This window comes from Brucella pituitosa, assembly GCF_965577835.1.
Lineage (GTDB): Bacteria > Pseudomonadota > Alphaproteobacteria > Rhizobiales > Rhizobiaceae > Brucella > Brucella pituitosa.
Genome location: NZ_OZ264094.1, coordinates 430,810 through 456,873, shown reverse-complemented (window position 1 = coordinate 456,873; position 26,064 = coordinate 430,810). Strand labels below are relative to the sequence as shown.

Sequence of the window (26,064 nt, the reverse complement as noted above, 5' to 3'; positions counted from 1 at the left end):
TGTAAATATTAAATATTTAATCGACAAAGATCACATTTAACTTATTGAAGCGATGTCCGGTCTCACTGAGGCGGCGTCGGATTACGGGTGCGATAACGCGATTTACAAGCTTTGATTTTTCGTCACGCTGCACAAGACAGATGCGCACCAATATCCACATAGTTTCTCAATAGAGATGATGGCATTAAGAGAAAGTTTTCTTTATGTTCGCATAATACGGGTGATTTGCTGACTTCATGTCAGAAATATTCCCAGGGAATATGCTAAGCGGAGCACGAACATGCAGACCGAATTCGACAGTCTTCTCCAGCAATCCGGGCTGTCAGTTGCAGACGCTGCAGAGATTCTCGGCTATTCCGAGGGGCATATCTACCGCTGGCGACGCGGCGAGGAAACCCCACGAAAAGCGGTTGTGAATGTTTTACGCAGCGAAGCGGAAAAACGTCGTCAGCCATCGGGCGATAGTTCGTTCACCTTCATCGATTTGTTCGCAGGTATTGGCGGATTGCGGCGCGCTATGGAAAGTGTGGGCGGGCGCTGTGTGTTCACGTCCGAATGGGATAAATATGCCCAGAAGACCTACCACGCCAATTACCGTGATAACCGGCCAATTGCTGGCGATATCCGGGAAGTGGCAGCCGATGAGGTGCCTGACCATGATGTGCTGGTTGCAGGCTTTCCCTGCCAGCCCTTCTCGATTGCCGGCGTTTCCAAGAAAAATGCACTGGGCCGCGCGCACGGGTTTGACGATGAAACACAGGGCACGTTGTTTTTTGATGTTCTGCGTATTCTCAAGCATCACCGTCCGGCAGCATTTCTTCTGGAGAATGTGAAGAACCTGAAAAGCCACGATAAAGGCCGGACATTCAGCGTGATCCGGCGTAAGCTCGAAGAAGAGCTTGGCTATTCAATCCATACCTGTGTGATCGATGCCGGGCATTTTGTGCCACAGCACAGAGAGCGTATTGTCATTGTCGGCTTCCGCACACCGGTCGATTTCAGCTTTGATGCACTTGAACTGCCTGCTTATGGCGCAAAACGGCTTAATTCAATTTTGCATCCGGAAGATGGCAGCGAAAAGCCGGAAGGGGAGTTCACAATGGGCGCCTCTGCTGAGGTCAATAAAAAGTACATCCTCACAGACAAACTCTGGCAATATCTGCAGGACTATGCAGCCAAACACAAAGCAAAGGGCAATGGCTTTGGATTTGGTCTTGTCGGCCCCGAACACATCGCACGCACGCTTTCAGCCCGCTACTATAAGGACGGATCAGAAATCCTCATCAACCGTGGTGAAGGCAAAAGCCCGCGCCGCCTGACACCACGCGAATGTGCGCGACTTATGGGATATGATGATGATTTCCGCATACCTGTGTCTGACACACAGGCCTATAAGCAGTTCGGCAATTCGGTCGCTGTTCCGGTCTTTGCCGAGGTTGCACGGATTATGCAGCCCTATATTCTGGAGCTTATTGCGCAAAGCAGAATACCGGCACGTAAGGTTGGCTGACGTTCATGATAAAGCGACGCGCAGCCGCAACATGGCTGCGATACGCGCTACCAATACAAAGCCGGAACTGATGATCCGCAAAGGACTGCATGCCAGCGGGTTCCGCTACCGCCTGCATGCAAAAAAACTTCCCGGCAAACCCGATCTTGTACTGGCAAAATATCGCGCAGTCGTATTCATCAATGGATGTTTCTGGCACGGACATGATTGCCATCTGTTTCACTGGCCAGCCACGCGCGAAGCGTTCTGGCGTGAAAAGATTGGTGGCAATGTCGCCCGTGATGAGCGCAATCTTACAGAACTGAGAAATGCCGGTTGGCGTATTGCACTCATCTGGGAATGCGCGCTGAAGGGAAAGACCCGCAGATCCTCCGGGGAAGTGATTGACACTCTCGGCCGCTGGCTTTTGACTGACGACAGGGAATTGCAGATTCGCGGCGTACAGATTTAGACGAATAATTGGGGCGGACTGAACGTGGCTGGACGGGGTTATTTATCGGGATACTTTATCGGTGCTGGTGCAAAGGTTCTTCGCGGTACCGAAGTTGATCCGACTGTCTCCAACGGACACGAGTTTCAGGGGGTTGATATTTTCCGGGCCTTTGTCGGCACGCCGGACGAGAAAGAAAAAATCCCCCTCACCTATATCTGGATGGATGACGAACAGGACGAACCACTGCGACTGGAACTGACCGGCACGTGGTACAACAGCCGTAAGAGGCAAACGCATCGCGCACCGGAGTATCGCCTCTTTTACCCCGCAGCTGCGGAAAGCGTTGTCTACCGCGCAAAGGCTGGCGATACACTCTTCCTCTGCATGACAGCGGAGCGCAAGGTTCTGGCAATCCTGTGTCCGTCAGGAAGCTCAATCGAGCAGAAGCTTCTCTGGCTGTTCGGACTGCAACTCACCACCGATTTTAAGCTCTCGCAGCAGAATATTGCCAATGACGGTGGGCGCGATGTTGACCTTGCCGCAAAGTTTATTCTGGATGAGCTCGGCATTGAAACGGAAGAACCCGAACCCGATGCGCTCAGTCTGCTGATTACCCGCTTTGGCAACATATTTCCCGGAACAGCGAAATTTTCAGAGTTCGCCCGCAAAACACTCAAAGATGTCGATCCGCTTGCAGATCCTGACGGTGCCCTCACTGCATGGATGGAGCATGAGGAAGCGCTGTTCCGCCACATGGAGCGCGTTGTCGTGGCCGAGCGACTGAAAGCAGGCTTCCTGCACAATGGTGATGCAGACGTCGATGGCTTTCTGTCGTTTTCATTGAGTGTGCAGAACCGGCGCAAGTCACGCGCAGGCTATGCGTTTGCTCATCATGTGGAAGCGGTGCTGAAAGCACACAAGATTGCTTATAAGCGTGAAGCAACCACCGAGAAACGCAACGCGGCAGATTTTCTGTTTCCGGATGAAGCGTCCTATGCCAATCCCGCCTTCCCCGCAGAAAACCTTCGCATGCTGGCAGTCAAGACGACCTGTAAAGACCGCTGGCGCCAGGTGCTGGCTGAAGCAAACAGGATTTCAGAAAAGCATCTGCTGACCCTTGAGCCGTCAATTTCCAGAACCCAGACCACCGAAATGCAGGCACAGTCCCTGCGTCTCGTCCTGCCAAAAAGCATTCACACGACCTATCACATAGATCAGCAGGAATGGCTGGTGAATATCGGGGAGTTTCTGAAACTGGTCCAGTGACGACTAGCCATATTTCCCTGGGTGAGGCGAATATTGCTCTTTGGTTGAAACAGCTGAATTGCGTTCGCGAAATCTGCGTCTGATGCCAACATCCTTTATTTCTTGTTTCGTCTGGCGTTGGTAAGAGCCTCTGCCATTGGGCGGTGTACTGGTCGCACATCAGGGAATGTAATGTTCCACCGGTTAACGCAGTTTCGCGGCGGCCTTTCACGTAGGTTTCTATGTCTATGGGCAGGCTTACAGAGTTCAAACCTGCTCTACGAACGCAAGCATAATCGTTAACGGCTTAACAACTTCAAGCGCGCGCTCGGTAACCATGAAGTTCCTCAGAATATGTGAACTCTCTTGTTCGCAGAGACGTGACATCTCGAGAGATCGCTCCAGCGCCGCGATCTGGCCGAACCTCAATTCGCGCGGTCCGGTGTCCATCGGCGCTTTTTTTCGTCGTTCAAGCGCTACTTCACGGTTCCAGGATTCTTCTTGCCAATGAAAAGTCAATCTAGATTGTAATGAGTCCGAAAGTGGAGAAATAATGGATCGAGCATTGTCATCCAGCTCTTTTATCTTGATATTCATCATATCAGTCTGCCGGCGTCTCACTGCACCTAATATCTCGGTTTTCAAAAAAGGCCGGACGGGTGTTCTACCCTTCGCACATTGGACGTGTGTTCCAAACACCAGGGGTCGTAGAATGGTATCAATTTTATCAGACGCGACGTCCGTCCATTTTCCTGCTGTTTCAGACGAAGCAACCTTGCAGAGTTGTGCTGGGACTTTGAAACGAACCCAACGCTGAACTGCACGCGCCATAAAATGAAGTGACAGTCGATCGTTAGCGAGTCCCTCGCGCTGGACATCTGTTACTGCAGTCGCAAAGATTGCTTTGGCGGCGGGAGACCATAGAGGCGGAAGCATTTCGTCGGGAAACGGATCAAAGTCCAACACAGTGACCATAGTCGGAGGCTGTCCGTTTGCCGGATGTCCTTCGGGAAGCGTCACCGTGGAATGAACGACGGGCTGGGCTGTCCCGAAGGTTTTCCGACCTTCCGAAATGTATCCCTCAACCAGTGCGTCGTGAAGCAGGCTGCCGTGATCAAGAAAGTGAAGAGGCCGAGCCGCATCTTCTCCAGTATCTGTGACTACGGTTTTTCGTGGTGGTGACGGTATCCGGGAACGTTGGATAATATAAGGCTGGTGATCCGACATCCAGTTCTCGGCTCTGGTCCCGGGAAGGGTGAAAGGTATGTAAGCAGGGCGCCCTCTCCCGTTCAGGCGATAGTACCAGAAAGTTCCGAACCGGAATTTGGAATCTTGCCCATCAGGCCTAGTCCCAATTTCAAAGTCACCTGATCTGGTAATGACCTCGAGCCAAGAGCGCATTGCTCCCTCCGAATTCTCGATCTGCCCATGTACCTTTCGCTTCAGCATCACCGGTTGAACGACAGGCTGTTTTTCCCACGCTTCGAAGGCGGCAATTGCGTTTTCTTTAGTAAACGGATCCAGATCCTGAAGGGATGTGACAAGGCCGGTAGATACAGGATTTATCCTGGCAAGCCCGGCGGGCGCGGCACGGCGGATGGCGGCCTTTGACATGACTTCGTACACACCTTTCCGTTCATCATCAGACAACGGCGGCAACGGCGCGTCAAAAACCCCGAGCTGCGACGCAACATCGGCAATTGCCGCCTCTTGAGCTCCCTCGTGGACAAGTCGCCATATACGAACCTGTCTTTGCCCTCTCTCGCGCGTGGACGCCGATCCCAGCCGGTCAACGCGTCCGATTAGCTGGTCGATGCTTTCCATTTCCCAAGGGATCGAATAAAATACAACCCGGCTCGCCGCATGATGCAGGTTCAGCCCCGCCTGCACCCAGTCCCCAACAAGGAGCAAGCGGGTCGAGCCATTCAGAAACGGCGCAAGCGTTTCCTGGACCTCACGTAAGTTCGTAACGGCCTCGATTTCTGCAGTGGCCGGCCGCCTCAGAATTCCAATGCGATCCGTGAGATCAGGAAAATAACGCGGGAGGGCGGTTCTCAGCATATCGATTGTCGGGTTGTCCCCACAAACAACGATGAAGGCTTTTGTCGTATCGTTTCGCCACTCTTCAGACAGAAGATCGAGCAACGCCTCCAATCTGCTGTCACCGGGGTCATCGAGAGATGCGGCACGGGCACGCTCCGCTTTTTGACCCAGTGCTCCACCTTGGCTGGCGATTTCCGCCAGAACATCTCTTGCTGCCCGGGCACTTCTTTGTAAAGCGCGAACGGACGTCCAGGGTCGACCTTGCATATCCCCGCTGCGGTCATTGCTGACAAGCAACTCCGCAGCAATTGCATGACGTTCACGTTCTGCGGCAAGCGGCTGGATCAGGACTTGCGTGTTGCGCCTTACCGGAAGGTACGCTCCCCAGCCATCTCTTCCATTCCTGATGACCCTTCGTGTTGCCGCGAACTGCAAATAGGTTCCGGAAGTATGCGGCTCCTGTGCCAAATGCGCCTGAGCCTCACGATCAGACAGTATGTCTCCGATCGCGCGATCCTCAAAGCGGGCCCTGAAGGCAGCCGCCGGCTCGACCATTCGCATGATCAGATCACGCCACACTGCGTCGCCCAGTCGCGGGGTTGCTGAAAGGACAAGTACCTGACGGAAGCCGTCAGCAGCTTGGGAGATCGTTTGTACAATCTCCCGTGGCATGGTCTGGGGTTCGTCAACAACAAGCAGATCAAACTTGCGGTCATCGAGCTCTACAACCCGCTCTGCGTCTCCTGGCCGACGAACAAGATCACGAGGCCTTGCGAGCAAAACCGGTTTCTTATCGGAATCCTCGTCAGAGGCGACACCTGCCAGTGCTGGCATGACATGACCACGTATCCAGCATTCCTCCTGCCACTGCGCGAGCAGATTATCAGGCGCGATAATCAATGCCCGATGCCTTGGATATTGCCATCTGAGCGCGTTCATTATCATCAGCGCCTGAACCGTCTTGCCAAGGCCGACCTCGTCAGAAAGAAGGTGGCGGACATCTGTATCGGAAAGCACACGACGCACCGTCGCGATCTGGTGGGGTAACGGGTCGGCTGCAACACCCAAAGCACCTCCCATCGCGATCCCCAGCGCTTCAGTTCGACGCCTTAGTGCCTGAATGCAATTCACAAAACGCAGGTAGTGATCCATCACACCAAGCTTTCTTCAGGGAAATCGAGTCTTGAGAGCTTCCGCCTCAGAGCTGCGTAGCGCACCGCCCTCGCCGTCTGCATGTCGGAAAGGCTCTTTGCCAAATATCGCTGCCATTCTCCCGCCTCGAGAAGCCTTCGTGGTGAGATCCACAGTTCCAGAATTGCCCGAAGTTCCGGCCGTCCGATCCAACGCAATCCCGGTCGGCGAAAAGAGTCCACATGGCAGCTGTCGAGTAGATCGATGATCTCATCCTCGGTAGCCGTTTCATAAGAAAACATGGAAAGTGACTCCCACCTCGGGTTCGGAAGGACAAGCGCCTTGAACATCGAGAGATGAGGGATGTCTCGCGCACGCTCGAGCGCAAGCAGCCATGTGCGCGCGTCCCGCTTCATGTCAGGCTCTTCGAAGGCATCGCGACCTTCATCAAGCATGTGCTTGCGCAAATCCTCATAGGCCTCGATTACAGCGAGATCGAGCTCGCCTCCGAGGTCGTCATTCCATTCAGCTATTGCAGTCTCGTGATCCGGGATTGCCTGATGGAGACGGATCCTGATCCTTCGAGCAAGAAAGACAGCATCAGGCGAGCGAAAGACCGATGGCAGATCGTCGCCGGACAGAAGCCCGTGTCGTTCCGCACTGATGTAGAGTGCGCCAGCGGGCGAGAGGACCGAAAGGTTCAGGCGCTCCTCGATCTGGCGCCACTTGTCCCCGCAGAGAAGGCCCACCAGACCGGCTTCAAGGCTGTCAGCAGCCTTATGCTGCAACCAATGAGCAACCGGGTCGCCGGCCTCTGCAAGGCGCCAGGCAAGATAGGCGCCTGTCATCTCATCGAGACCGGGAACACCATCCCTTGAGGATGCTTCTCTCACCGTGCGAAGAGATTGAGGCTGGACGTATGCCGTCTGCCCCAAACGAAACACGTTCTTCTCATGAAAAATCTTGCCTGCCCCGAGAGCTCCCCAGTTTTCGCTGTCAGGGAGAAGCAGCGTGAATTCCTCATTTGCAGCAGTTGATTTCGACGGAAACAGCTTTGAAAGCGTTGCCACCCGCGAGGCGACTTTCCGCTCGCTGTCCTGCGCGTCGCTCCACGACCGGCGCTGCTCATCGTAGAGGAAAAGGTGTGTCGCCGGCAGAAGCACAAACTGTTCTGCCAACACCCCCTCCACACGAACGTGCAGGCGGGCAGCGGCTGCTGACGCGATGCCTCGCTTTGTCAGCGATGTTCTCAGATCCCTGAGCAGGGGCATGCGTCCGGCGATGTGGACTGGTAACCGGTCTATCGTGTCCTCCGATACGAGATCCTCTTCACCTGCCACCACAAGTCTGATCTGGACCGCAACATTTTCAAGCGGAAGAGGCGCGCGGATCCGGATTTCGAGTGTTCCTTCCATCAGGTCGGTAAGCGTGGCACCGGCGGGATGGAGGGCAATACTCGCCGCGTCGATGTCAGGCGGATCGACCATCCAGAACGGCAGGTGGGAAGCCTCATCAGAACCTTCTGGACCTACTGTATGCTCTCCAATCTCAGGCATGAATATTGCCCATTCGCATCCATCAATGGCCAGACAGTCGTTCGCCGCAGCTTTCTGATCAAGTACCAGCGCTGTCTGATTGGATGTTTTTCTCGCCAGTAACGGAAAGCCGGTCGAGAAATGACCGCCGGTCCCTGCCATTGGCAATCCCGATAAGACGATGGGCCGGCCACTACGCACGCTCCGACCGTGCTTTCTGAGAATCTCGACATCTTTTGTCGAAGATGCGTCAAGCCTCTGGATGATGGACAGGCCGTCGCCGTCATTCCTGATCCTGACAATTTTTGAATCTTGCTCGATCTGCTCACCGTGCGAGAGTGCAATGGCTGCTTGCGATTCATTTTCCAGCCGGAAAAATTCTGTCTGTTCAGGCTGCAGGCCGTCCATGAGCTGTGCGGCCTGTGAAGACAGGGCACTCGCTCCATCGCCGCGCCGCAGGGGTGAATCGGGCCAATCTGCGGTCGTACAGAGATCCAGCTCGCCTCCCGCCAGAAAGTGACGAAGGTGGATGACGTCCCGTGACATTGTAGTCCCGAGAACATCTCCCTGCATTCGCAGGGTAGCGACAACCTGATCACGAAGTTCAGCAGTCAGGACCGGCCCTCTCACTGAAAGCCTGACGACGATATCGCCGTCGAGCACAACCACGAATCTCGACGCAGCAACTTCAGCCTGCCGCCCGGATCTTCGCGCTGTCAGGCGCCTCGCTTCGCCGATAGCCCGCCATGACTCGACATCGCGACGCACGTCTGCGTCCAGCCGGCGGACGAACATTTCGGTAAGCCAGCCATCTGCAGCAGGATCAAGCAGTCGCGCCATCACCTCGCGCGATAGATCGCTTCGCTGCAACCAGTTTTCAAAACGTCGGCCTGACTGCCCGGAAGCGACATTGCGGACATAGCCGAGAAGAGTATCCTTGTTGTCCGGGGAAATACCGGCCCGGACAGCGGCTCTTAAAGCCGAGGCGAGCGGCCCTTGCACCTCAAGTGGAACTGCAGCATTGCCGATCGGCCAGGAAATGTGCGGGAAGTGTTGCTCCCAGGGACTGTCGCCGGGTCGGGCAAGGCCAAATTTCCGGTGCGACAATTCGAAGAGATGTGATAGATTCGCAGGAGAAATTGACCGCGGATCGAGTTCAAGATCTCGCGCAAGCAATGGCCAGAAATCAGTCCCGGTCCCACGATATCTGTATCCCACCTCAGCAGCGATAACGACAAGCGGAAGGTAGCTGACGCCCCAACCCACTCCTGCCAGGTCAGGATCAATTTCCAGCTGTCTGGAAACCTTCCGACGGAGCACCGGTAAGGCAGCCGCGTCGAGGCCATGCTCGATTGCGAACACCGGCAAACCTGAACGGGAAATTGAAAGTTGACCGAAGTGATCTCCAAGAGCTTCATGGCAATCCTTCAAGTGTTCAATAACCGACATAGCGGGCTTCCAACAACATCAAACGGAAGAAAGGTGAAATTTGCTTTTGATGCAACTTTATTTCATTGACGAGACTCACTTTGGCAGACAATCTTCGCAATGTGTGGTTGTTGAGTAAAGTCCTTGGAATCAAAATACTACCTTGCCCGACTGGAAAAAATCTATCAGGACAATGAGCTCGACCGGGGTGTTATCGCAGATCTTGTTCGCGCGATTGTGAGGGCTCGAAGGGGGGTCAGCAAATATTCTGTCTTCGAATGGATCTTAGGCTTTGTCGGTGAAAATCATCGTGCAGCGTGCCGACCGGTAATTGAATCTGTTGTTGATGTACTCTGCGGAGCCGGAGATATCGGCATTGGGCTGATGAATGGTGAGAAAGTTCTTGTCGCGGTACCGCACCAGCGCATTGCGCTACCTGACGGTCGGATCATCGGGCTCGGCGACCATGGAGAAATAGTTGACCGCGGTCCTCACGAGCTTTTCCCGACTGTCTCCGGACGGTCGACCTCGACACTTGTTGATTTGCTTGAAACACGGCGAACGACAACAGGGGAGATCTCCTCACGCTTCCTGACAGCCGATGGTCGAATCTTTTCCGGTGAGGTGGTTCCTTTGGGAACTATCATTGTGCTTTCTCTCTGCGGAAGCTTCAATCCGGGCCTAGGTTCGTGGTCGATAGGGGAGCATAATGCTGCCTTCCTGAGAGATTGGTTCGGGGTGCCGTCCAAGAGCGAAACAGAAACCGAGTTTACTCCGGACATGGAGCAAAAGCTTGTCGCAGGAGCAGGCTGTACAGAGCGTATTGTCGTGGAGGCAGGACCAGGCACCGGCAAGACGAAGACTGCAGTCGAGCGCGTGATGAGGCTTGTGGCGGAAGGATTGACGCCTTCCCGGATTGTCCTGTTAAGTTTTACCCGTATTGCAGTCGCCGAGTTGAGAGAGAGGATCAAGAATCGCCTTTCGTCCATCCCTGGCGTCGCAATGGTGCAGATACATACTTTCGATTCATATGCAGCACGATTACTTGTCGCCGCCAGCGCCAGAATGGCAGGCGGTCATGATGCGACCGTTCAGGTTGCGGCGAGCCTTTTGCGAGCGCGAGACCCCCTTGTGGTAAATCTCATCGACCCGCTTGAACACGTAATCATCGACGAGGCGCAGGACCTTGTCGGATCGCGAAAGGCGTTTTGTGAAGCACTGATCAACGAAGTCCATCCGAAATGCGGGATAACGGTCTTCGGGGATTTTGCCCAAGCAATCTACGGATACCAGAGCTTCCGGAACGAGAACGATACGCTTCTTGATCATGTCCAGCAGTTATCGGAATTTCGCACGATGCGAATATCGAAGGATCACCGCGCCAGAACAAACAGTCTTCGGGCGCTTTTCCGGGATGCCCGCGAGTTTCTTCGCGCTAACGACCCTGTAACCCGGGACAAGTATTTCGAACTCCGTGACCTGATTGAAAAAAGCGCCTCGGAGACACGGATTCGCGACTACACCGGACACCCGTCAACCTCCCGCGGCCTGATCCTCACCCGGTACCGGTCGAGCCTTCTAGAAGCTGCAGAAGCGATGCGCATGAAGAAAAGGCCCTTTCGCATCCGCCTTAACGACAGGCCGTTGCGTATCGAGCCATGGATTGGCGCCTGCCTCGGTGGACTGGATCCGGATACAAGACTGACCAGAGAAGCATTCGGCCAGATGTATGCGGGCTGCCGGACCTCGATTTCCCGATCGCCGGATGAGTGCTGGGAGATTCTGCGCGAACTCGATGACACAGGCCGCAGCGAGCTTGCCGTTGGCCGAATTGCCGAGGGGCTTGAGTTCCCACCACCAGACCTCATCAGTGATCATGAGGGAACGTCCGGGCCGCTTCTGTCGACCATACACTCAATCAAAGGGCGACAGTCAGATCGCGTCCTGGTTCTGTTTAACGCGGAACGCCGGGAGGAAGGTGTTGACTGGTCAGAGGAGGCGCGCATCCTCTATGTAGCGGCCACGCGTGCCAGCGATGAGCTTCGTACTGGATGGGCGCCCTCAGGTCGCTTCTACACAGCCGGGACTCCCGAACGACACTGGCGGGCGCGGCGGGATTATCGAGAGATTGAAATCGGTCTTGAGGGAGACCTCATCGAATGGAGCAGATTTATGAAATCTGGCCACGGTGCCTCTCCACAAGATGTTCTTGGCTCTATCTGGCGTGCATCAGCTGATCGATTGACTGCGGATGCGGTGCCAATCAGCAGTGACCAGTTACTGGTTCGGTTGCATTCCGACGGAACGCCGATTGGCGTACTTGGCCAGCAATTCACTGACGTGCTTCGAAAGATAATCAGAGCTCCGGAGGGATCCGCACTGCCGGAGGTATCCGGGATTTCTATTACGGGGGCCACAACGGTTGTTGTGGCGGGATCAGCCACGAGAGAGCCATCCCTGACACTGATGCCCTTGTTGGGCGGCTTCGCAAGAGTTTCCGGATAGATTTTTAATGAGGGGGCAGGTTTATGAGCGATGCGCGAGACACATTGATTGACCGGATGAAAGTGGATTTGATGGGTCCGGAGGCACCCGAAGAGGTGATGTCTGACCGACCTACCGATCGCTACCTTACCGGTATCCTCTTTCCGCCGAGAACGGCGATCCCCGCCGAAGAGGACGATGAGGCGGCCGAGAGTGAGGATGCGGAGATCAACGGCACTGCCCTTGATAGTGTAAAAGCCGCATCCACCTTTCGCCCGAGCACAGCTGGACTGTCCTTTGCAATAGCGCCTGCAGGAGGCAATCCTGTTCTGAGGATCCGGGTTGATGGTGCTCGCTATATTGAGCACGAGGCAGAAGAAGATAAGGAGCCCCGGACACGGAAGCAGCAGAACTGGAAAAGAGAACCGCGACGCGCCGAGATCCTTGTTGACCTTGTTGTTGCCTCGCAACCGGGCTTTCCCGGAATAAACCTCGGCGACAAGGGGCAACCGGGCGTAACGCTCCATTTGCGGATCGCCCCATGGAAATCAGTCCTGCTGGTCACGCTCGCCATCGCCAACGATGCCGGCCCGTCGGAGAAGGTCAGTCGCTCTGCGAATGAAAAAGCCGCGCTTTTTCAGGTAAAGATGACGGTGTGGTGTGAGGCCGATTGCAGCTTCGTGCCGAAACCGGCTCCCGCGGGCGCGCCGGATCTGGACGATGAAGATCGGTCGAGTTCTGCCCTGCTGTATCGTCAGACCCAACAATGGGCGGTGGGGCACACATGTTCGGCAATCTGGGACGAGTCGACTGACGGTACCGTGGGCTGGGTTTCCACCAGCTGGTTTCCGGAATCCACCGTGTACGTTGTCAGCGCAAGCGGTGCCGGCAACTTCCGGACAGGTTCCGTTGACAAAATCCTGTCCGCATCCGTCCTCACAGAAACAGATGACGTAAATCTGGTCTCGGGGCTGAACACATTCGTCGATGCCTACGGCGACTGGATAACAGAGGCTGAAGGTCGGGTCGCCAATCTGCCGGCGGGTCTCGCTGGACAGGGCGATGTTCATATGCGCACCTGCCGTTCTGCGGAAACTCGCATGCGATCGGGGATCGAGCTTGTCCGATCGGACAAAAATGCCCTCGCGGCTTTCCGTATGGCCAATGCTGCCATGGCCCTTCAATACTCCTGGCGAAGTGACGCCAGCCCGGACGGACTGAAATGGCGACCCTTCCAGTTGGGTTTCGCTCTTCTGTGCCTGTCTTCACTCGCCGAGCCCGAGGATAACGATCGGGAGACCATGGACCTGCTTTGGTTTCCCACGGGCGGTGGTAAAACTGAAGCATATCTCCTGCTGACCGCTTTCACGATCTTCCTTCGCAGACTCCGGGCAGCAGGCGATCCCGCTGGAGGGGGCGTTACAACCTTCATGCGGTATACGCTTCGCCTTCTCACGGTACAGCAGTTCGAGCGCGCTGCAGCTCTGGTGCTCGCATGCGAAATGATCCGGAAAGGCCGGGCAAAAGCCGGTGCTGCAGAGGCTCCTTCGCACTTCGCCACCGACACACCCATTTCTCTCGGCTTGTGGGTGGGTCAGGGCGCCACTCCAAATTTCGTCAAGGATGCCGAGGCAGCACTCCTGCCAGAAAGCGAAAACTCACCGGCGCAGCTCCGCGCCTGCCCGTGCTGCCACGGGACCCTGGACTGGCGGGTTGCTCGGGACCGCAGCTGCGTGGAAGTGCGATGCGAGACCACGGGATGCGCCGTCTCTTCCGGTATGGAGCGGCTGCCGGTATGGACTGTTGATGAAGACGTCTACAACCGGCAGCCGACCCTGGTGATCGGCACAGTGGACAAGTATGCGCAGATCACCCGTAATCAGCACACTGGTAAGCTGTTCGGGATCGGTACTCCCGCGGCGCCCCCGGATCTTATCATACAGGACGAATTGCACCTTATCTCCGGACCCCTTGGAAGCCTGGCCGGTCTTTATGAAACCGCAGTTGACGAGCTTTGCCGTACGTCCGACGGGCGTCGCGCCAAGGTAATCGGTTCAACCGCAACGATCCGGCGCGCATCCCAACAGATACGCGCGCTTTTCGACAGAACCTCCTTCCAGTTTCCGCCACCCGGTCTGGACTATAGTGACTCAGGTTTCGCCGTCGAGGACAGGACGCTTCCCGGACGCCGGTATGTCGGTATCAGTACTGTCGGCCGGTCTGCCAAATTCACCCAGCAAGCCGTCTCAGCTACTCTCCTGCAGGCTGCAACGGATCCGGCAATCCAGGATCATGTCCGTGACGGTTACTGGACACTGATCAATTACTTCAACTCTCTGCGTGAGCTCGGCGGTGCACTCGTTCTGATGCGTGATGACGTGACGAGGAGCATTGGCGACTATGCTGCACGCCGCGTTGGCGAGAGGGAGCGCCTTACTGACAACCAGATCGAACTCACCAGCCGGGTACGGTCAAACGACATCCCACGATATCTTAAAAATCTGGAACGTAACTGGCAGGATGAAGAGCATGTCGACATCGTACTCGCGAGTAATATGATTTCCGTTGGAATGGACGTATCACGGCTCGGTCTTATGCTTGTGAATGGGCAGCCAAAGACAATCGCTGAATACATCCAGGCCACCAGCCGCGTTGGTCGAGATCGGCGCTGGCCGGGGCTCGTAGTCACTCTCTTCAACGCGGCAAAGTCCCGTGACCGGAGCCGCTACGAGACATTCGCAAGCTGGCATAACAGTCTCTACAGAGAGGTCGAGGCGACAAGCGTTACCCCTTTCGCCCCACGCGCCAGAGACAGAGCGTTACACGCTCCCTTTGTTGCATTGGTTCGTCATCTGGTGGCCGGCATGTCAGATCCCGGGGCGATCGACGACCACCAGAGAGAAGCGGAAGCATTACTGAACCGCATCGTAGAACGCGTACATAGAATTGATCCCGGTGAAGCAAACGCATCAAGAGAGCAGCTGGATGCGTTCCTGAATGACTGGTTCGATTTCCAGGGGCTCAAGTCGTACTGGGACGACCACAATCCGGCTCTTCTGACTTCCGCCGAAACGGCTGCAGCCCGGGGAAACAAAAGCCGATACCGGTACCAGAAGCCCACACCCAACAGCCTTCGCTCAGTTGAGGCATCGACTCCATTTGTTCTGGTCGAACAGGCCCGCAGCAGAGAGGACAGACAATGAAACCGATCGGTAACATCAGACGGAGCCAGGTCCTTTCCGGCAACGGACCGGGTGCCATTATCGACTTTCGTGGCGACGGAGGCGCGCCACTTTCGGTCGTCGCTGCGGGGCTTGAGGCCTGGGATCAGTTTTCAGCCCGGCAAGGGCTGCTGAACGATCAGCGCATCTCTCACGAACCACTGCAGGCTCGACTGGGCGTTCGAGGATTTCGCCTTCCTCCTGTGGGCCAGGAGCGGGTGAACAATGTAAACCGTGACCGGCTGTTACCTGCCTACCGGTTTCCCGACTGGCATGTGTGCCCTAAATGCGAGCTTCTGCAACGCAGTCACTCGTGGGGAAAGGAAACCGATCGGCCCGAGCTTTTCTGTCCTTCCTGCAGCACGGGTCGTGGGCGACGAGCCAGGAAAGCATTTGTCGTCCCTGTCAGATTTGTCGTCACCTGCCTCGATGGACATCTCCAGGATTTTCCGTGGGCATCCTGGCCCCGCCATGCCGAAGGGTGCCGCAGGAAACCGCTAAAGCTCATGGGCGCCGGGTCCGGCCTGAAGGGATTGCGGGTTCACTGCACCGAATGCGCGGCAGAAAGAGATCTCGATGGAGCTTTGAGCCCCGGCACGCTCAAATCCATGAAGATCCGCTGCGATGGTCTTCAACCCTGGCTCAAGGGCGAGGGTTGCGAATGTACAAACGAGCCGGTGGCCATTCAGCGTGGCGCGTCCAACGCCTATTTTCCGGTTATTGCTTCAGCACTAGATGTGCCGCCATTCGGTGGCTCGTTCCGCGACGATCTTGAGCGGTTCTGGGACGATCTGAAAGAGCTTGACGATCCGGAACAGCTACCCCGCTATGTCCGTCAAAAAATCCATCCTGAATGGCCGGATCAGTATGTGACCGCGGATCAACTGACCTCGAAGATAAAGACCTTGCTGACAATACTTTCGAGCGATTCAGCCGATCTCCGCCTGAATGAGCACATGATGCTTTGCTCCGGGCCGCGACGGGACGAGGAGTTTCCCGAGTTCAAGATCAATCCTCAGCGGATCCCTGCCTCACTCGAGACCTACTTTTCCAACCTCGTTTCGGTCGACAGACTTCGTGAAGTCCGTGCACTGCGCGGTTTCACGCGCCTGAGCCCGGCAGAGGCCGAGGATCGGAATGCAAAAATCGCTCCCTTGTCTCGCGAAAAGCTGAACTGGCTCCCTGCGATAGAGGTTCGTGGAGAAGGTATCTTTCTGAACTTCGCTCCGGGCAGCGTGAGCGAGTGGGAAGATAATGAGGAAGTCAAAGCTCGCGCGGCAGCAGCTCATGCGGCTGCCAAACGCGCCTGGGAAGAGCATAATGGCTCGGACCGCCCTTTTCCGATGGAAGTCTCACCAAGATTTCTTCTTGTTCATACAACGGCTCATGCGTTGGCCGAGCGGCTGTCGCTCGACAGCGGATATTCGACTGCCTCGATACGCGAGCGGCTTTATGTATCTCCGGGGCAAGGCGGGATGTGCGGTTTCCTGCTCTACACTTCGGCCCCTGACGCAGACGGGACGCTGGGCGGCCTTTCGCGCAAAGGGCGGGCGGCCGAGCTGGAGCCGGTTCTTCTCGCAGCGCTTCGCGACATGGAATGGTGCTCCTCCGACCCGCTCTGCAGCACCGGCATCCTGTCTCTGTCGGAGGGATCCGGATCTGCCGCGTGTCATTGCTGCGCCTTCGTACCGGAAACTTCGTGCGAGCATTTTAACCGCCATCTCGATCGGGGCTTGCTCGTAGGTACTCCTCAGAATCCGTCACTGGGCTTCTTCCGCAAACTCCTGGAAAAAGGGAACTGAAATGGCTCGCATGCATCCAAGAACGCTGGCCCCGCATATCCTTAATGATCCAAAACGCTCTTCGGAAGTCCGGGTGTACGATCGTATCCGCGACCAGGTCCCGGACGACTATGTTTGCTACTATTCTCGCTCCTGGCATCAAGCTGACACGGACGGCGCCGAGCACGATGGAGAAGCAGACTTCATTCTGGCCCACGCACAGTACGGGCTGCTGTTTATTGAAGTGAAAGGTGGGCGTGTTAGTTGTCGTGAAGAGGATGAGCAGTGGCTAAGCACAGATCGGGATGGCTTCCGGTTCAAGATCAAAAATCCCATTGCGCAGGCAAGGAGCAGCAAGCATCACTTTTTGAAGCGGCTGAACGACAACAGGCGGCTGGGTCGACGATTTATCCGCGCTCGCCATGCCGCTGTTCTGCCGGGAAGTGCCAAACCCGCGCGCGCACTTGGTCCTGATGCACCGATCGACATCATAGCGTTCGGGGATGACATGGATACTCTGGGGAAATGGCTGGTTGACCGGATCAGGGAAGGTGGAGATGTGCGTGAGCAGCCACTCGGCCTCGACGGTATGCATGCGCTGGACGAGCTGGTAACGGGCCATTTCGAACTGCGCGCCCACATTGGAACGAGTCTTGCCGAGGATGCACAGGTGATCGAGCGGCTGACGGCCGAACAGGCGTGGCTCCTGGACTCGCTCGAAGACAATCGTGAGATGGCGATATCCGGTGGCGCTGGAAGCGGAAAAACTGTTCTGGCCATCGAGAAGGCATTCCGGTCTTCAGCGGACGGCCGACGGACGCTCCTGACGTGTTTCAACGCTCCGTTGGCCAACTATCTCAAAGAGCTTTGCAAGGATCGACAAAATCTGGTGGTTGCGAGCTTTCACTCAATCTGCCGTACAATAGCCGAACAATCAGGAACGCCACTTCCGCGGAATAGCGGTCCGGAATATTTCGAAACCTTGCTTCCGGAAGCTCTTGTTGAAGCCGTTACTTCGAGCCCCGAACTCGGATTTGATACTGTCATCATTGATGAGGGACAAGATTTTCGAGACAGCTGGCTCAACGCCCTCAGGCTGTGCTTGCGTGAGATCAACGACGGCGAATTCTATGTGTTTTACGATGACAACCAGCGTCTTTTCGCTCAGGATGACACCTTCATCCGCGCCTTGCCGCAAGCCAATATCTCACTGACGCGTAATCTCCGAAATACTCGCAAGATCCATTCTCTTATGTCGCGGTGGTATCAGGGAAAGTCGAACCGCGCGGTGGGACCGGATGGAGAAGCAGTCGGTGCAATCAGCGTGAAACGACATGATCTCGCCTTTGCCCGTGTTAATGAGCGCGTTGCACAACTTATACGTTCTGGCCAGGCAACACCTGGACAGATCGCAGTTCTGACAGGACGTTCGAGCGATGTTGAAGCGGGCTTGTTTCGTATTGCCGGGGTTGAAACTTGTCAGGCCGACGATATGCACCCAGCGCGAGCTATCTTCGATACAGTCCGACGGTTCAAAGGTCTTTCTCGTCCATGCGTCTTCATAGTAGGTATTGAAGATATTAGTGAACCGGAACTTGTTTACGTTGCAATCAGTCGCGCAAATTTGCTCTTGGAGGTGGCAGGCGCCGAAAGTGACCTCAGGCGTTTTGGTGTGGGGCTCAAGGAATGAGTGGGCGCTTCCTCCAACAGCTGCTCAAACCGCCCAGTTAAAAAGGGAAAAAGTAGCGAGTTGGTTGCACCGAACCCACCGTCTCGTTTCCTGCAAAGAACCGTGCGAACGCTGAAAAGCTTCTTTGAGGGGACGGAACAAGTTGGTGTGGTTGCCGCCCTCCCTTAACGGCATCGTAATGTACCAAGATGGTGTGGTGTAGACCACATAATGGAGACGACGGCAGATGAAGGATACGATTATCGGCGTAGACCTGGCAAAGAATGTTTTCCAGCTACACGCTGCGTTTATGACAGGCGAATTGAAGTTTCGTAAGAAGCTGTCAAGCGGGCAGTTTTCCCGGTTAGTGTCTGAGCAGGCAGATGCTGGGCACGCGACAGAACGCACCTTCCGCGCTCAGCTAATACTTGCGGGTGATCACTCGCGCGATGGGCGTGGACCGTGTACTAGCCCTTCGCCCAATTTTCAAACGAAGCGACTACAAGCGCCGGGCCAGCGGCATTGCGATTCCGTGTGGACAGGCGGACGGCTCGGTCAATGAAATCGTCGGTGTTTGTACCAGGCGACCGAACGATATCATCAACTACATGCGGCTTGCCGCAGACAATGCTGAACTCGCGTTCGTCGCTGCACATGGTCGCGACCGGGACTTCTATCAGCGCCGTGTACTGCGCTCCGGCCAGCTCCAACGTCAAAGGGGCCAGAAGGGTATCCTGCATCTCGAACCCCTCGGTTTCGGAACAATGGGGTATGAACAGTGTCGCGCCGGGTGTGGATCCGAGAGCGAGGAAGTCGCGGTACTTGTCGATCCAATCGAAGAACTCGGACAAGAGCAATGCGGGTTTGGTGGATGGATTGTGCCGTTGCATTGCCGCGCGTATCCGACGAAGCATGGGTACGACCGGGATCCAGTTCCAGAACCCTCCCTGCCCCTCTTCGATTGCGAGCCGCAATTCACCTGGAATGCCGTCGATCTCTATCTTGAGCTCTCTTTTTGATCTTGCCAATATTGCGCCTACTTCGATAATTGCTACCGCTTCGTCCAGATCGACCGTTCGGGAACCATCATAGTCGAAGCATACCCCGCCCTGCTCCTTTTCAAAATCGAGGATTACCTCAAAAAACGGATTTGCAAGGCGAACTGGCGCTTTCTCATCGCTCTCATCCATGGGCGGTACCGCGTACAGTTCGACCGAAAACCTCGTCCAGTCACCCTCTTCGATTTCTTCAAGTTCGATCGTCCCAGTTCAAACGCCGGCGCATGATACTCAAGGACGGCCTGATCGAAGAAACTTGTATCGTTCGCAAGAGAGATGCCGAAACGACGGTTCTCAATGGTGAGGTCGGCGACATCAATTTCACTACTCCTCCCCAGCAAGAGGTTTTGGATCCGTTCCTTGGCGTCCTTTCCACGAACGGCAAAGCGACCTGTTGCCATGCCCTCGTCGTATCCGCATGTTTCGCGTATCCTTATCTTGTCTTTCACGTAATCTGAAAACGACCCGCCAACCATATGGTCGAGCGTCTTAGACAAACCTTCACCTGTCGGAGAAAGTTCGATGGCACCATCAAGTGGTATACGAACACGCTCCTTGTGAAGGCTTCGCTTTCCAGCCGCTTCCCGCTGCCTCGTCCGATGCAGGGCATAAGATATCAATTGTGCATCAACGGTAACAACCCGGCAGCGTTTAGGTTGCCGGGCGCCTTTGCCGAATTCCAGAATGATGATCACCGCAGGCATATCGGCATCAACCAGATGCTTCAGTGCAGACAGCTTGATCCGAGGAGCTTCTCCTAACCGGTCGGTGGACTTTATCTGGACAAGAAACTTCGGGAGTTCATTCTGGCGGTCAAGCGGCAAGTCATCACGCGGTTCGGGCTCGCGCTCCAGGATGAAATCCCAGCCCAGTCGATCATTGGATGGTCTGGTCCATTTGAAGCCCTCGGGTTCGCACCAACTGATAAACTCGTTTTCGCCGATTGTCCCAACATCCCGACGTTTCATGCATGCCCCTCTTTATACTCAGATACACAACCTTGCATGCATCACTCCCAATGAGATACGGCTTCCCCTTTGAGACACGTCTGGTGACGAACGTCATATATTGGCGAGTGTCTTCTTTTCTCTCGTGTAATGCGGCCCGACCGTCAGTTGGCTTCTTTCAAGTTCCGGATCGATCATTGATGTTGTGAAGATGATCTGATGCGGGAATTTCGCATTCTTCGATTCTTCGATCATGATTTTCTGGAATTTATGGCTTCGCATCGGCTCCATTCCCTTGTCTTCGATGTTGTCCATCAAGAGAAATTTTGGATGCCAGAATTCAGCGTCATAGGAAGCGCCGAGCATCAATGACAGAATGGACGTGTTTTTGAGAACCACGTTACTGCTCTCGGCGAAGTTCATTTTGCCATCGACCAACATCGCATCGTCCGCAAAATTGATCGAAAATGTCGTCGGATTCTCAAAGACTTCCTGCCGCTTGATGTCTTTTCTCAAGATACGCTTGGCAATTGTGCTGACAAGATTCATCGCTTTCTCGGTACGCGCATGAGACGATGAGTGGAGGCGCTTGATCCTGGCTTCTAGCCGAACGATATCGTCATTAAGCTTCGCCCGCTGTGCGGAAAGCTTATCGATCTCTTGGAGGGTCGCTCTTAGTTCCTCCAAATATTCGAGTTCCTTTTCAAGGCCACCGAGTAGCTTAAATCGCTCCGCGAGATAGCTTTCGCGCGGGGAGTTGCTGACATAATAGCGCGAGGAAAATTCGGTCATCGCCGATGCGTAATCGCGGCGAAGAACTCTTGCTAATCCCTCAAGATGATCGGCTTCCGCCGCCTTCGCCGCAAGGAGCTGGCGCGATTCTCTGATCTGGAGCTCGTTGTCGACCTTCAGCTCAAAATATTGCGATCGTGCCTTTTCCTCGTCAATCACCTCGTCACATACAATACAATGCTGGACATGCTTATCGGAAAGCGGCTTCAAGCAGGAAGGGCAGTATTGGAATTCAATGTTACCAAGTTTGGTTGAAAGGTCTTCAGCTGCATTGAGGGCGGCAAGTTGTTGCCCAAGATACTCTATGAATTTCTCGAGCTCTACGCTCTCGTCCTTGAGATCTGTCAAGCCTAGCTCTTTAATTTGAAGTTCATTGACCATCTTCTGCAATTGGCGGCGCAGTGTTTGGCGCTCCGCGACAAACTGCTTCGTCTGATCCTCCCCGACGGCGGCATGCACATTGCGAATTTCTGTTTCGATCTTTTGTTTTCGTTCGCTCAACTCGCCAAGTCGGGTATCTAGATTGGCAATCGAAGTCAGACCTTCAGCTCTGGGCAGCGACATCAATGCAGCCCTGTAGAGGCGGTCCATCTCTGTGTATTCGGCTTTGGTCTCTCTAAGCGCAATCAGGCTTTCATAGAGTTCGTATCCATTGACCCCAATGACGAGTTGTCCCACGGTCTCACGAATTTCGCGCGTGTCGAAGCTTTCAAACCGAAACAGCTTCCCAGGAGGCGTTTGCTGATCGGCGTAGAGCAGCCGCAGCAACTGGTGCATCGTGATATTCGAGTTTGCCGCGTTCGGTGCTTCTGGTATTTCCGCGGCTTGAAACATGATCTGCGTAAAGGAGAGATCGAGCCCCCCTGGAGGCCGGCGGATCGGCAAGCGCTGCCATTCGTCAATGCCCTTGTCGAGGGATTCTTCCAGTGAACCGTAAAATACGAATATTGGCTCCTGCTTCGTGCCAATAGAGCGCTGGACCGTGAAAACCGACTGAGCCGTCTCGACTTCAATTCGGACTGCAGAGCAGTCTCTGGCAGCGTCTTTCCAACGATCAAATTCGCCGCCAAGGCCATAGAAGATAAAGTCGGCTATCGTCGACTTTCCCGATCCATTCTCGCCCCTGATGATGTTGACGCCACGATGGAAGACCTCATCATAGGCAACCTTCTGGCCCTGAGTTACACGAAGTCGCCTGAGTGCAAAAAATGAAACCACGCTAGGTACCGATCCTTCTTAGCCCGGTCATCTCGCGCAGCCCACGCTTCCCCTGGCCGATTGTGACGTAGTCTGTGACAAGAAAATTCAAAATCTTTTCCTCGCCGGGCAGAACGAGACGATCACCCAACTGAGATGCAAGATTCCGTCCAGCTTCATTGAGGCAGTAGCGATCCTGGTCGACGAGCTCTAAATCGACGAGCCCCTTCCCGATAAGGTTGTGTAACGCCTGAGCCTGAATCCCACCCATTTTCGTATAAAGCAGTGGGGGAGACGGATACTGGATGAAGGTATCGCCCGGTCTTGGAATATGTAAGTCGGTAAATATCCTCCGGACGTCACCTGTCATTCGAGTGAGATGCAAGAGGCTTGGGTTTACGAAATAGAAGTCGGAAACGAAGAGACGGTCCCGGGTCGGTGGCTCCATCTTCCAACGTGTGAGCAGCGCCAGATAACGACGGGCGGTGTCAAAAAGATCGAGCTGGGCGTACCAGCTGCGAATTTCGTGATGTTTCATGGCCGGTCCCAACGGATATGACATCTCTCGGTTAGAAAATAGAGTGCGTTCATAATCGTCTTTGCCGTCGCGTTGTCCGAAGCATAGTCCCGACTAAGTGGATCTATTATATGGTCTTGAATTGCTGCGGTGATTGCGCGCTCGTCTGCACCGTTACAGATGAGCGGATAAAAAACGTACTGCTGGAAACGCTGTTCGACATCGGCAAGCAAACGCTTGTAGACAGTCGATATTGGCGTTTTCAGTCCGTTTGCCAGAAACGGCCTGGCAAATTTGCTTTGAGAGTCATTAGCGAAACCATACTGTTCTTCGCGACCCGCAGCGATCATTTTCGTCAATAGGTCCCGCCGATCGTTCGCAGCCGGCTCGGCAAGATCATCATCTTCAAACCTTCCGAGAGCAGCCGCATCTGTTGGCGGCTCTGGGGGTGCCATTGTCTTCAGCCGGTATTTTATACTGCTGTAAAAGGTACTATTCCGACTCGTTGGCTTGCAGATGTTGATGTGATCAGCATCGACGGGGAGTGTCATGACCCCGCTGATACCTGGATCGGCACTTCTCTGGTCAACGACGAGCAACGCTTTTTTAGTAAGATATTTTTCGAAATAGACGACAACTTTCATTTCCTTTCGCGCGCAATGGGCGCGGAAGCTCTCGTTCAACTCGACGAGGTCATCGTTATCCTCGCGGAGCTTGTTGACGTGTGACGATGTAAAGCCCCTCGCGAAGGTTTTGAGCAGATTTGCGAGGCTGGAGCCACTGTGCGGCGTGGCGATGAAGATAACGCCAGTACAACGGTCACCGATGGTCTGCCAGGCTTCTTCGCTCGATTCAAGCGCCGTGCGCAATATCTGTTTGACCAGCAATCCACCAAGACTGTGACAGATGAATATGATGGGTCGACTGCCAAACTCATAACTTGCGAGGGTCTCAAGGACATGCTTGGCCTGATCGTAGAGATTGTTTTCCTTCTTTGCCCATTGAGCAAAGACACTTGCTGCATAGCCGACTGTGTAGAGATTGAGATGCGGAAGATCTACCGCAATCCATTTCGGCCAGTACCCACCTTCCGGCTCGTTGCAGGGGTCGGCCGTCCATGTCTCTACAGCATGTCCCGAAAGCCCATGTACGAAAACTACGTCGGTATTGCCGCCGTTTGCGGCAATGGTGGCGAAGAAATTGGTATCGGCAGACACAATGTTTCCTAGTAGAGCAAATCACTAATACAACCCTAAATTATAGCTCCATTATTTCAAGTGATATGATAACTGAAATGACTGGTTTCTCCTGATTTCCAAGGCTTTGGTCAAGTTCTGAGATAGAACAAACCCGTTGTGATGGATAAGCTTTAGCCATTCTTATTCCTGTGACCGAGCTCGATTCACGGCGGAGACGTGGAGATGATTGTACTCCGTTTGACACTGTTACCTTAACCTCAGAGTAAGCATGTGCGACGATAACAGGATATGACCGAACCACGCGCCTCACTTTATCACCGCCATTGTTGTCCCGGTGATATTATCGCCGAAGCTGTATGGTTGTATTTTCGCTTCCCACTGAGCTATAGCATGGTCGAAGATATGCTGGCTCATTGCGGGATCTCCATCACAAATAAAACGGTGTACGAATGGGCTGAGAAATTCGGACGTGCCTATGCGGCTAGTATACGTCGCCGGAACTCACGCTTTGGGGATAAATGGCATCTGGATGAATGCGTGATATCGATCAAAGGCAAGGATCACATTCTATGCCGTGCGGTTGATCGAGATAGCTTAGTGTTGGATGATCTGGTCCAGAAACGCCGCAAAACTCTTCATGAGAAAACTTCTCTCTGCGCAGGGCTGTTCTCTGCGCACCATGGTCACTGACAAGCTAGAATCATATGGTTCTGCCAAACGAGAAATAGGTCTGAGCGTTTGCAATCATTGCCAGCACAAGGAGTTGAACAAACGAGCGGAGAGTTTGCATCAGCCGATCCGAAGACGAGAGCGAGTTATGAAGTGCTTTAAATCGGCGTGACATGTGCAACAGTTCACGTCGATCCATGATCCCATTTACGAAGTGCATTACTTTCCTCGCAGCAAATTCAACGCAACGGATCACCGTGAGTTACGCCAAACCGCCAACACCGTGTGGCCTCACTTAACGCTGGACTACAAGCCACCGGCACCCCAAACGACTATTTGGCCTCGCCAGAACGCACCGGCTTCAACACCAGCGGTGGCCAGAAGGCCAAGCATGCACTAACATTCCAAACGGATCATCCCATGGGGAAGACCACAAAACCCGCATTGTTTCGCCAATGCTGCTTCGGATCGGCCTCCTGCAGGAACGTCTTCTTCAACAATGACCTGGCGGGGGCTTAGCCTAAGGAGGCTAACTAATGCGTAATCTTTTGGCTCGGAAAGGAATGAGTCCTGAGCCTAAATTATTCTATGAGGTCCGACAGGAGCTGGTCAATATTCCCGGCCGTCGTCGAAATACGGCCATCAACGAAATGAGAGAACCCAGAAGCCGCCTCGAAATTATAACTGCATCGAAACGCTTCAGCTTCAGCGCCCGAAAGCTCAATGCTGGCAGCAGTCAATCGCTCATATGCATGCACTATGAAGTTCAACAGACACGGATTAATATTTACAACGTTACCGTACCAATGAAACCGGTGTTCACAAGCATATCGTGACTGGCTTTTGTAGCGTACACTTGTCTGCTCTATCGCGTCATCTATCAGATTTCGGGGAACTAAACACAAGAACAGCAGATCGGAATCAATAGGAAGGTCGCGAGTGGGGATCACGCGAACGCTATGGCGCAACTCATCATGGTGATGAAAGAAGTTCCTGAGGCATTTTAGAGCGAGAAAATCAGGCAAGTCTATGAAGTCAATGCCACAAGCTTTCTTCAAACGATCATTCGCACTGTGCATGGCTTCGAGTAGCGCAAACAGTGTATCGGGATCAGGTTCTAGGGAATGCTTGTGATACGCACGCATCAAGCGTTCAGCAGATGCCGATGCATTTGCAATATTGTTGTCGCTCATAACTTTTTCATC

The 26,064-nt window shown here is 54.4% G+C and carries 15 protein-coding genes and 1 pseudogene; 8 read left to right on the top strand and 8 right to left on the bottom strand.

Annotated elements, in window-relative coordinates:
* Positions 1-280: 280 nt before the first annotated feature.
* From dcm to ACSME1_RS21370, 3 genes are read left to right on the top strand one after another with little or no spacing between them, the layout of a single operon-like run.
* Positions 281-1,510, top strand: coding sequence for a DNA (cytosine-5-)-methyltransferase (gene dcm / locus ACSME1_RS21380; RefSeq protein ID WP_435655475.1), 1,230 nt, complete (start codon positions 281-283; stop codon positions 1,508-1,510).
* A gap of 31 nt (positions 1,511-1,541) precedes the next feature.
* Positions 1,542-1,961 carry a very short patch repair endonuclease gene (locus ACSME1_RS21375; RefSeq protein WP_435655474.1) on the top strand — a complete coding sequence of 140 codons (420 nt, stop codon included), beginning with the start codon at positions 1,542-1,544 and terminating at the stop codon, positions 1,959-1,961.
* 24 nt (positions 1,962-1,985) lie between these two features.
* Positions 1,986-3,209 (top strand): type II restriction endonuclease, encoded by a 1,224-nt coding sequence (locus tag ACSME1_RS21370; protein WP_435655473.1) that lies wholly within the window; start codon positions 1,986-1,988, stop codon positions 3,207-3,209.
* A gap of 246 nt (positions 3,210-3,455) precedes the next feature.
* On the opposite strand, the gene ACSME1_RS21365 is transcribed toward ACSME1_RS21370, so the two are convergent.
* Together ACSME1_RS21365 and ACSME1_RS21360 are read right to left on the bottom strand one after the other, a co-directional pair.
* Positions 3,456-6,383, bottom strand: coding sequence for an SNF2-related protein (locus tag ACSME1_RS21365; RefSeq protein ID WP_435655472.1), 2,928 nt, complete (start codon positions 6,381-6,383; stop codon positions 3,456-3,458).
* The gene (locus ACSME1_RS21360) at positions 6,383-9,346 is read right to left on the bottom strand and encodes a hypothetical protein (RefSeq protein WP_435655471.1); all 2,964 of its coding nucleotides are present in this window, start codon (positions 9,344-9,346) and stop codon (positions 6,383-6,385) included. Before ACSME1_RS21360 ends, ACSME1_RS21365 begins: the two co-directional genes overlap by 1 nt.
* 363 nt (positions 9,347-9,709) lie before the next feature.
* Between ACSME1_RS21360 and ACSME1_RS21355 the strand changes: the two genes are divergently transcribed.
* From ACSME1_RS21355 to ACSME1_RS21340, 4 genes are read left to right on the top strand one after another with little or no spacing between them, the layout of a single operon-like run.
* Entirely contained in the window at positions 9,710-11,830 is a 2,121-nt protein-coding gene (locus ACSME1_RS21355; RefSeq protein WP_435655470.1) for a UvrD-helicase domain-containing protein, read from the top strand.
* Between the two features lie 23 nt (positions 11,831-11,853).
* Positions 11,854-15,012, top strand: coding sequence for a helicase-related protein (locus ACSME1_RS21350; RefSeq protein WP_435655781.1), 3,159 nt, complete (start codon positions 11,854-11,856; stop codon positions 15,010-15,012).
* On the top strand, positions 15,009-16,832 hold the full coding sequence (drmB, locus tag ACSME1_RS21345; RefSeq protein WP_435655780.1) for a DrmB family protein: 1,824 nt from the start codon (positions 15,009-15,011) through the stop codon (positions 16,830-16,832). Before ACSME1_RS21350 ends, drmB begins: the two co-directional genes overlap by 4 nt.
* Before the next feature lies 1 nt (position 16,833).
* A complete protein-coding gene (locus tag ACSME1_RS21340) occupies positions 16,834-18,501 on the top strand; it encodes an NERD domain-containing protein (protein ID WP_435655779.1) in 1,668 nt (555 codons plus the stop codon).
* 446 nt (positions 18,502-18,947) lie between these two features.
* Here ACSME1_RS21340 and ACSME1_RS21335 read toward each other — a convergent pair whose 3' ends face one another.
* The 5 genes from ACSME1_RS21335 to ACSME1_RS21315 form a co-directional block, all read right to left on the bottom strand.
* A complete protein-coding gene (locus tag ACSME1_RS21335) occupies positions 18,948-19,670 on the bottom strand; it encodes a hypothetical protein (protein WP_435655778.1) in 723 nt (240 codons plus the stop codon).
* Positions 19,613-20,506: a hypothetical protein gene (locus tag ACSME1_RS21330; RefSeq protein WP_435655777.1), complete on the bottom strand. Its 894-nt coding sequence runs from the start codon at positions 20,504-20,506 to the stop codon at positions 19,613-19,615. Before ACSME1_RS21330 ends, ACSME1_RS21335 begins: the two co-directional genes overlap by 58 nt.
* A 93-nt stretch (positions 20,507-20,599) precedes the next feature.
* Positions 20,600-22,495 carry an AAA family ATPase gene (locus ACSME1_RS21325; protein ID WP_435655776.1) on the bottom strand — a complete coding sequence of 632 codons (1,896 nt, stop codon included), beginning with the start codon at positions 22,493-22,495 and terminating at the stop codon, positions 20,600-20,602.
* Position 22,496: 1 nt separating this feature from the next.
* Positions 22,497-23,012: an ABC-three component system middle component 5 gene (locus ACSME1_RS21320; RefSeq protein ID WP_435655775.1), complete on the bottom strand. Its 516-nt coding sequence runs from the start codon at positions 23,010-23,012 to the stop codon at positions 22,497-22,499.
* A complete protein-coding gene (locus ACSME1_RS21315; protein WP_435655774.1) occupies positions 23,009-24,208 on the bottom strand; it encodes an ABC-three component system protein in 1,200 nt (399 codons plus the stop codon). The genes ACSME1_RS21320 and ACSME1_RS21315 overlap by 4 nt, the downstream gene beginning before the upstream one ends.
* 270 nt (positions 24,209-24,478) lie before the next feature.
* On the opposite strand from ACSME1_RS21315, the pseudogene ACSME1_RS21310 reads away from it, so the two are divergent.
* A pseudogene (locus tag ACSME1_RS21310) lies at positions 24,479-25,163 on the top strand (IS6 family transposase); the annotation flags it as partial.
* A gap of 277 nt (positions 25,164-25,440) precedes the next feature.
* Here ACSME1_RS21310 and ACSME1_RS21305 read toward each other — a convergent pair.
* A complete protein-coding gene (locus tag ACSME1_RS21305; protein WP_435655773.1) occupies positions 25,441-26,052 on the bottom strand; it encodes a hypothetical protein in 612 nt (203 codons plus the stop codon).
* Between the last annotated feature and the right edge of the window lie 12 nt (positions 26,053-26,064).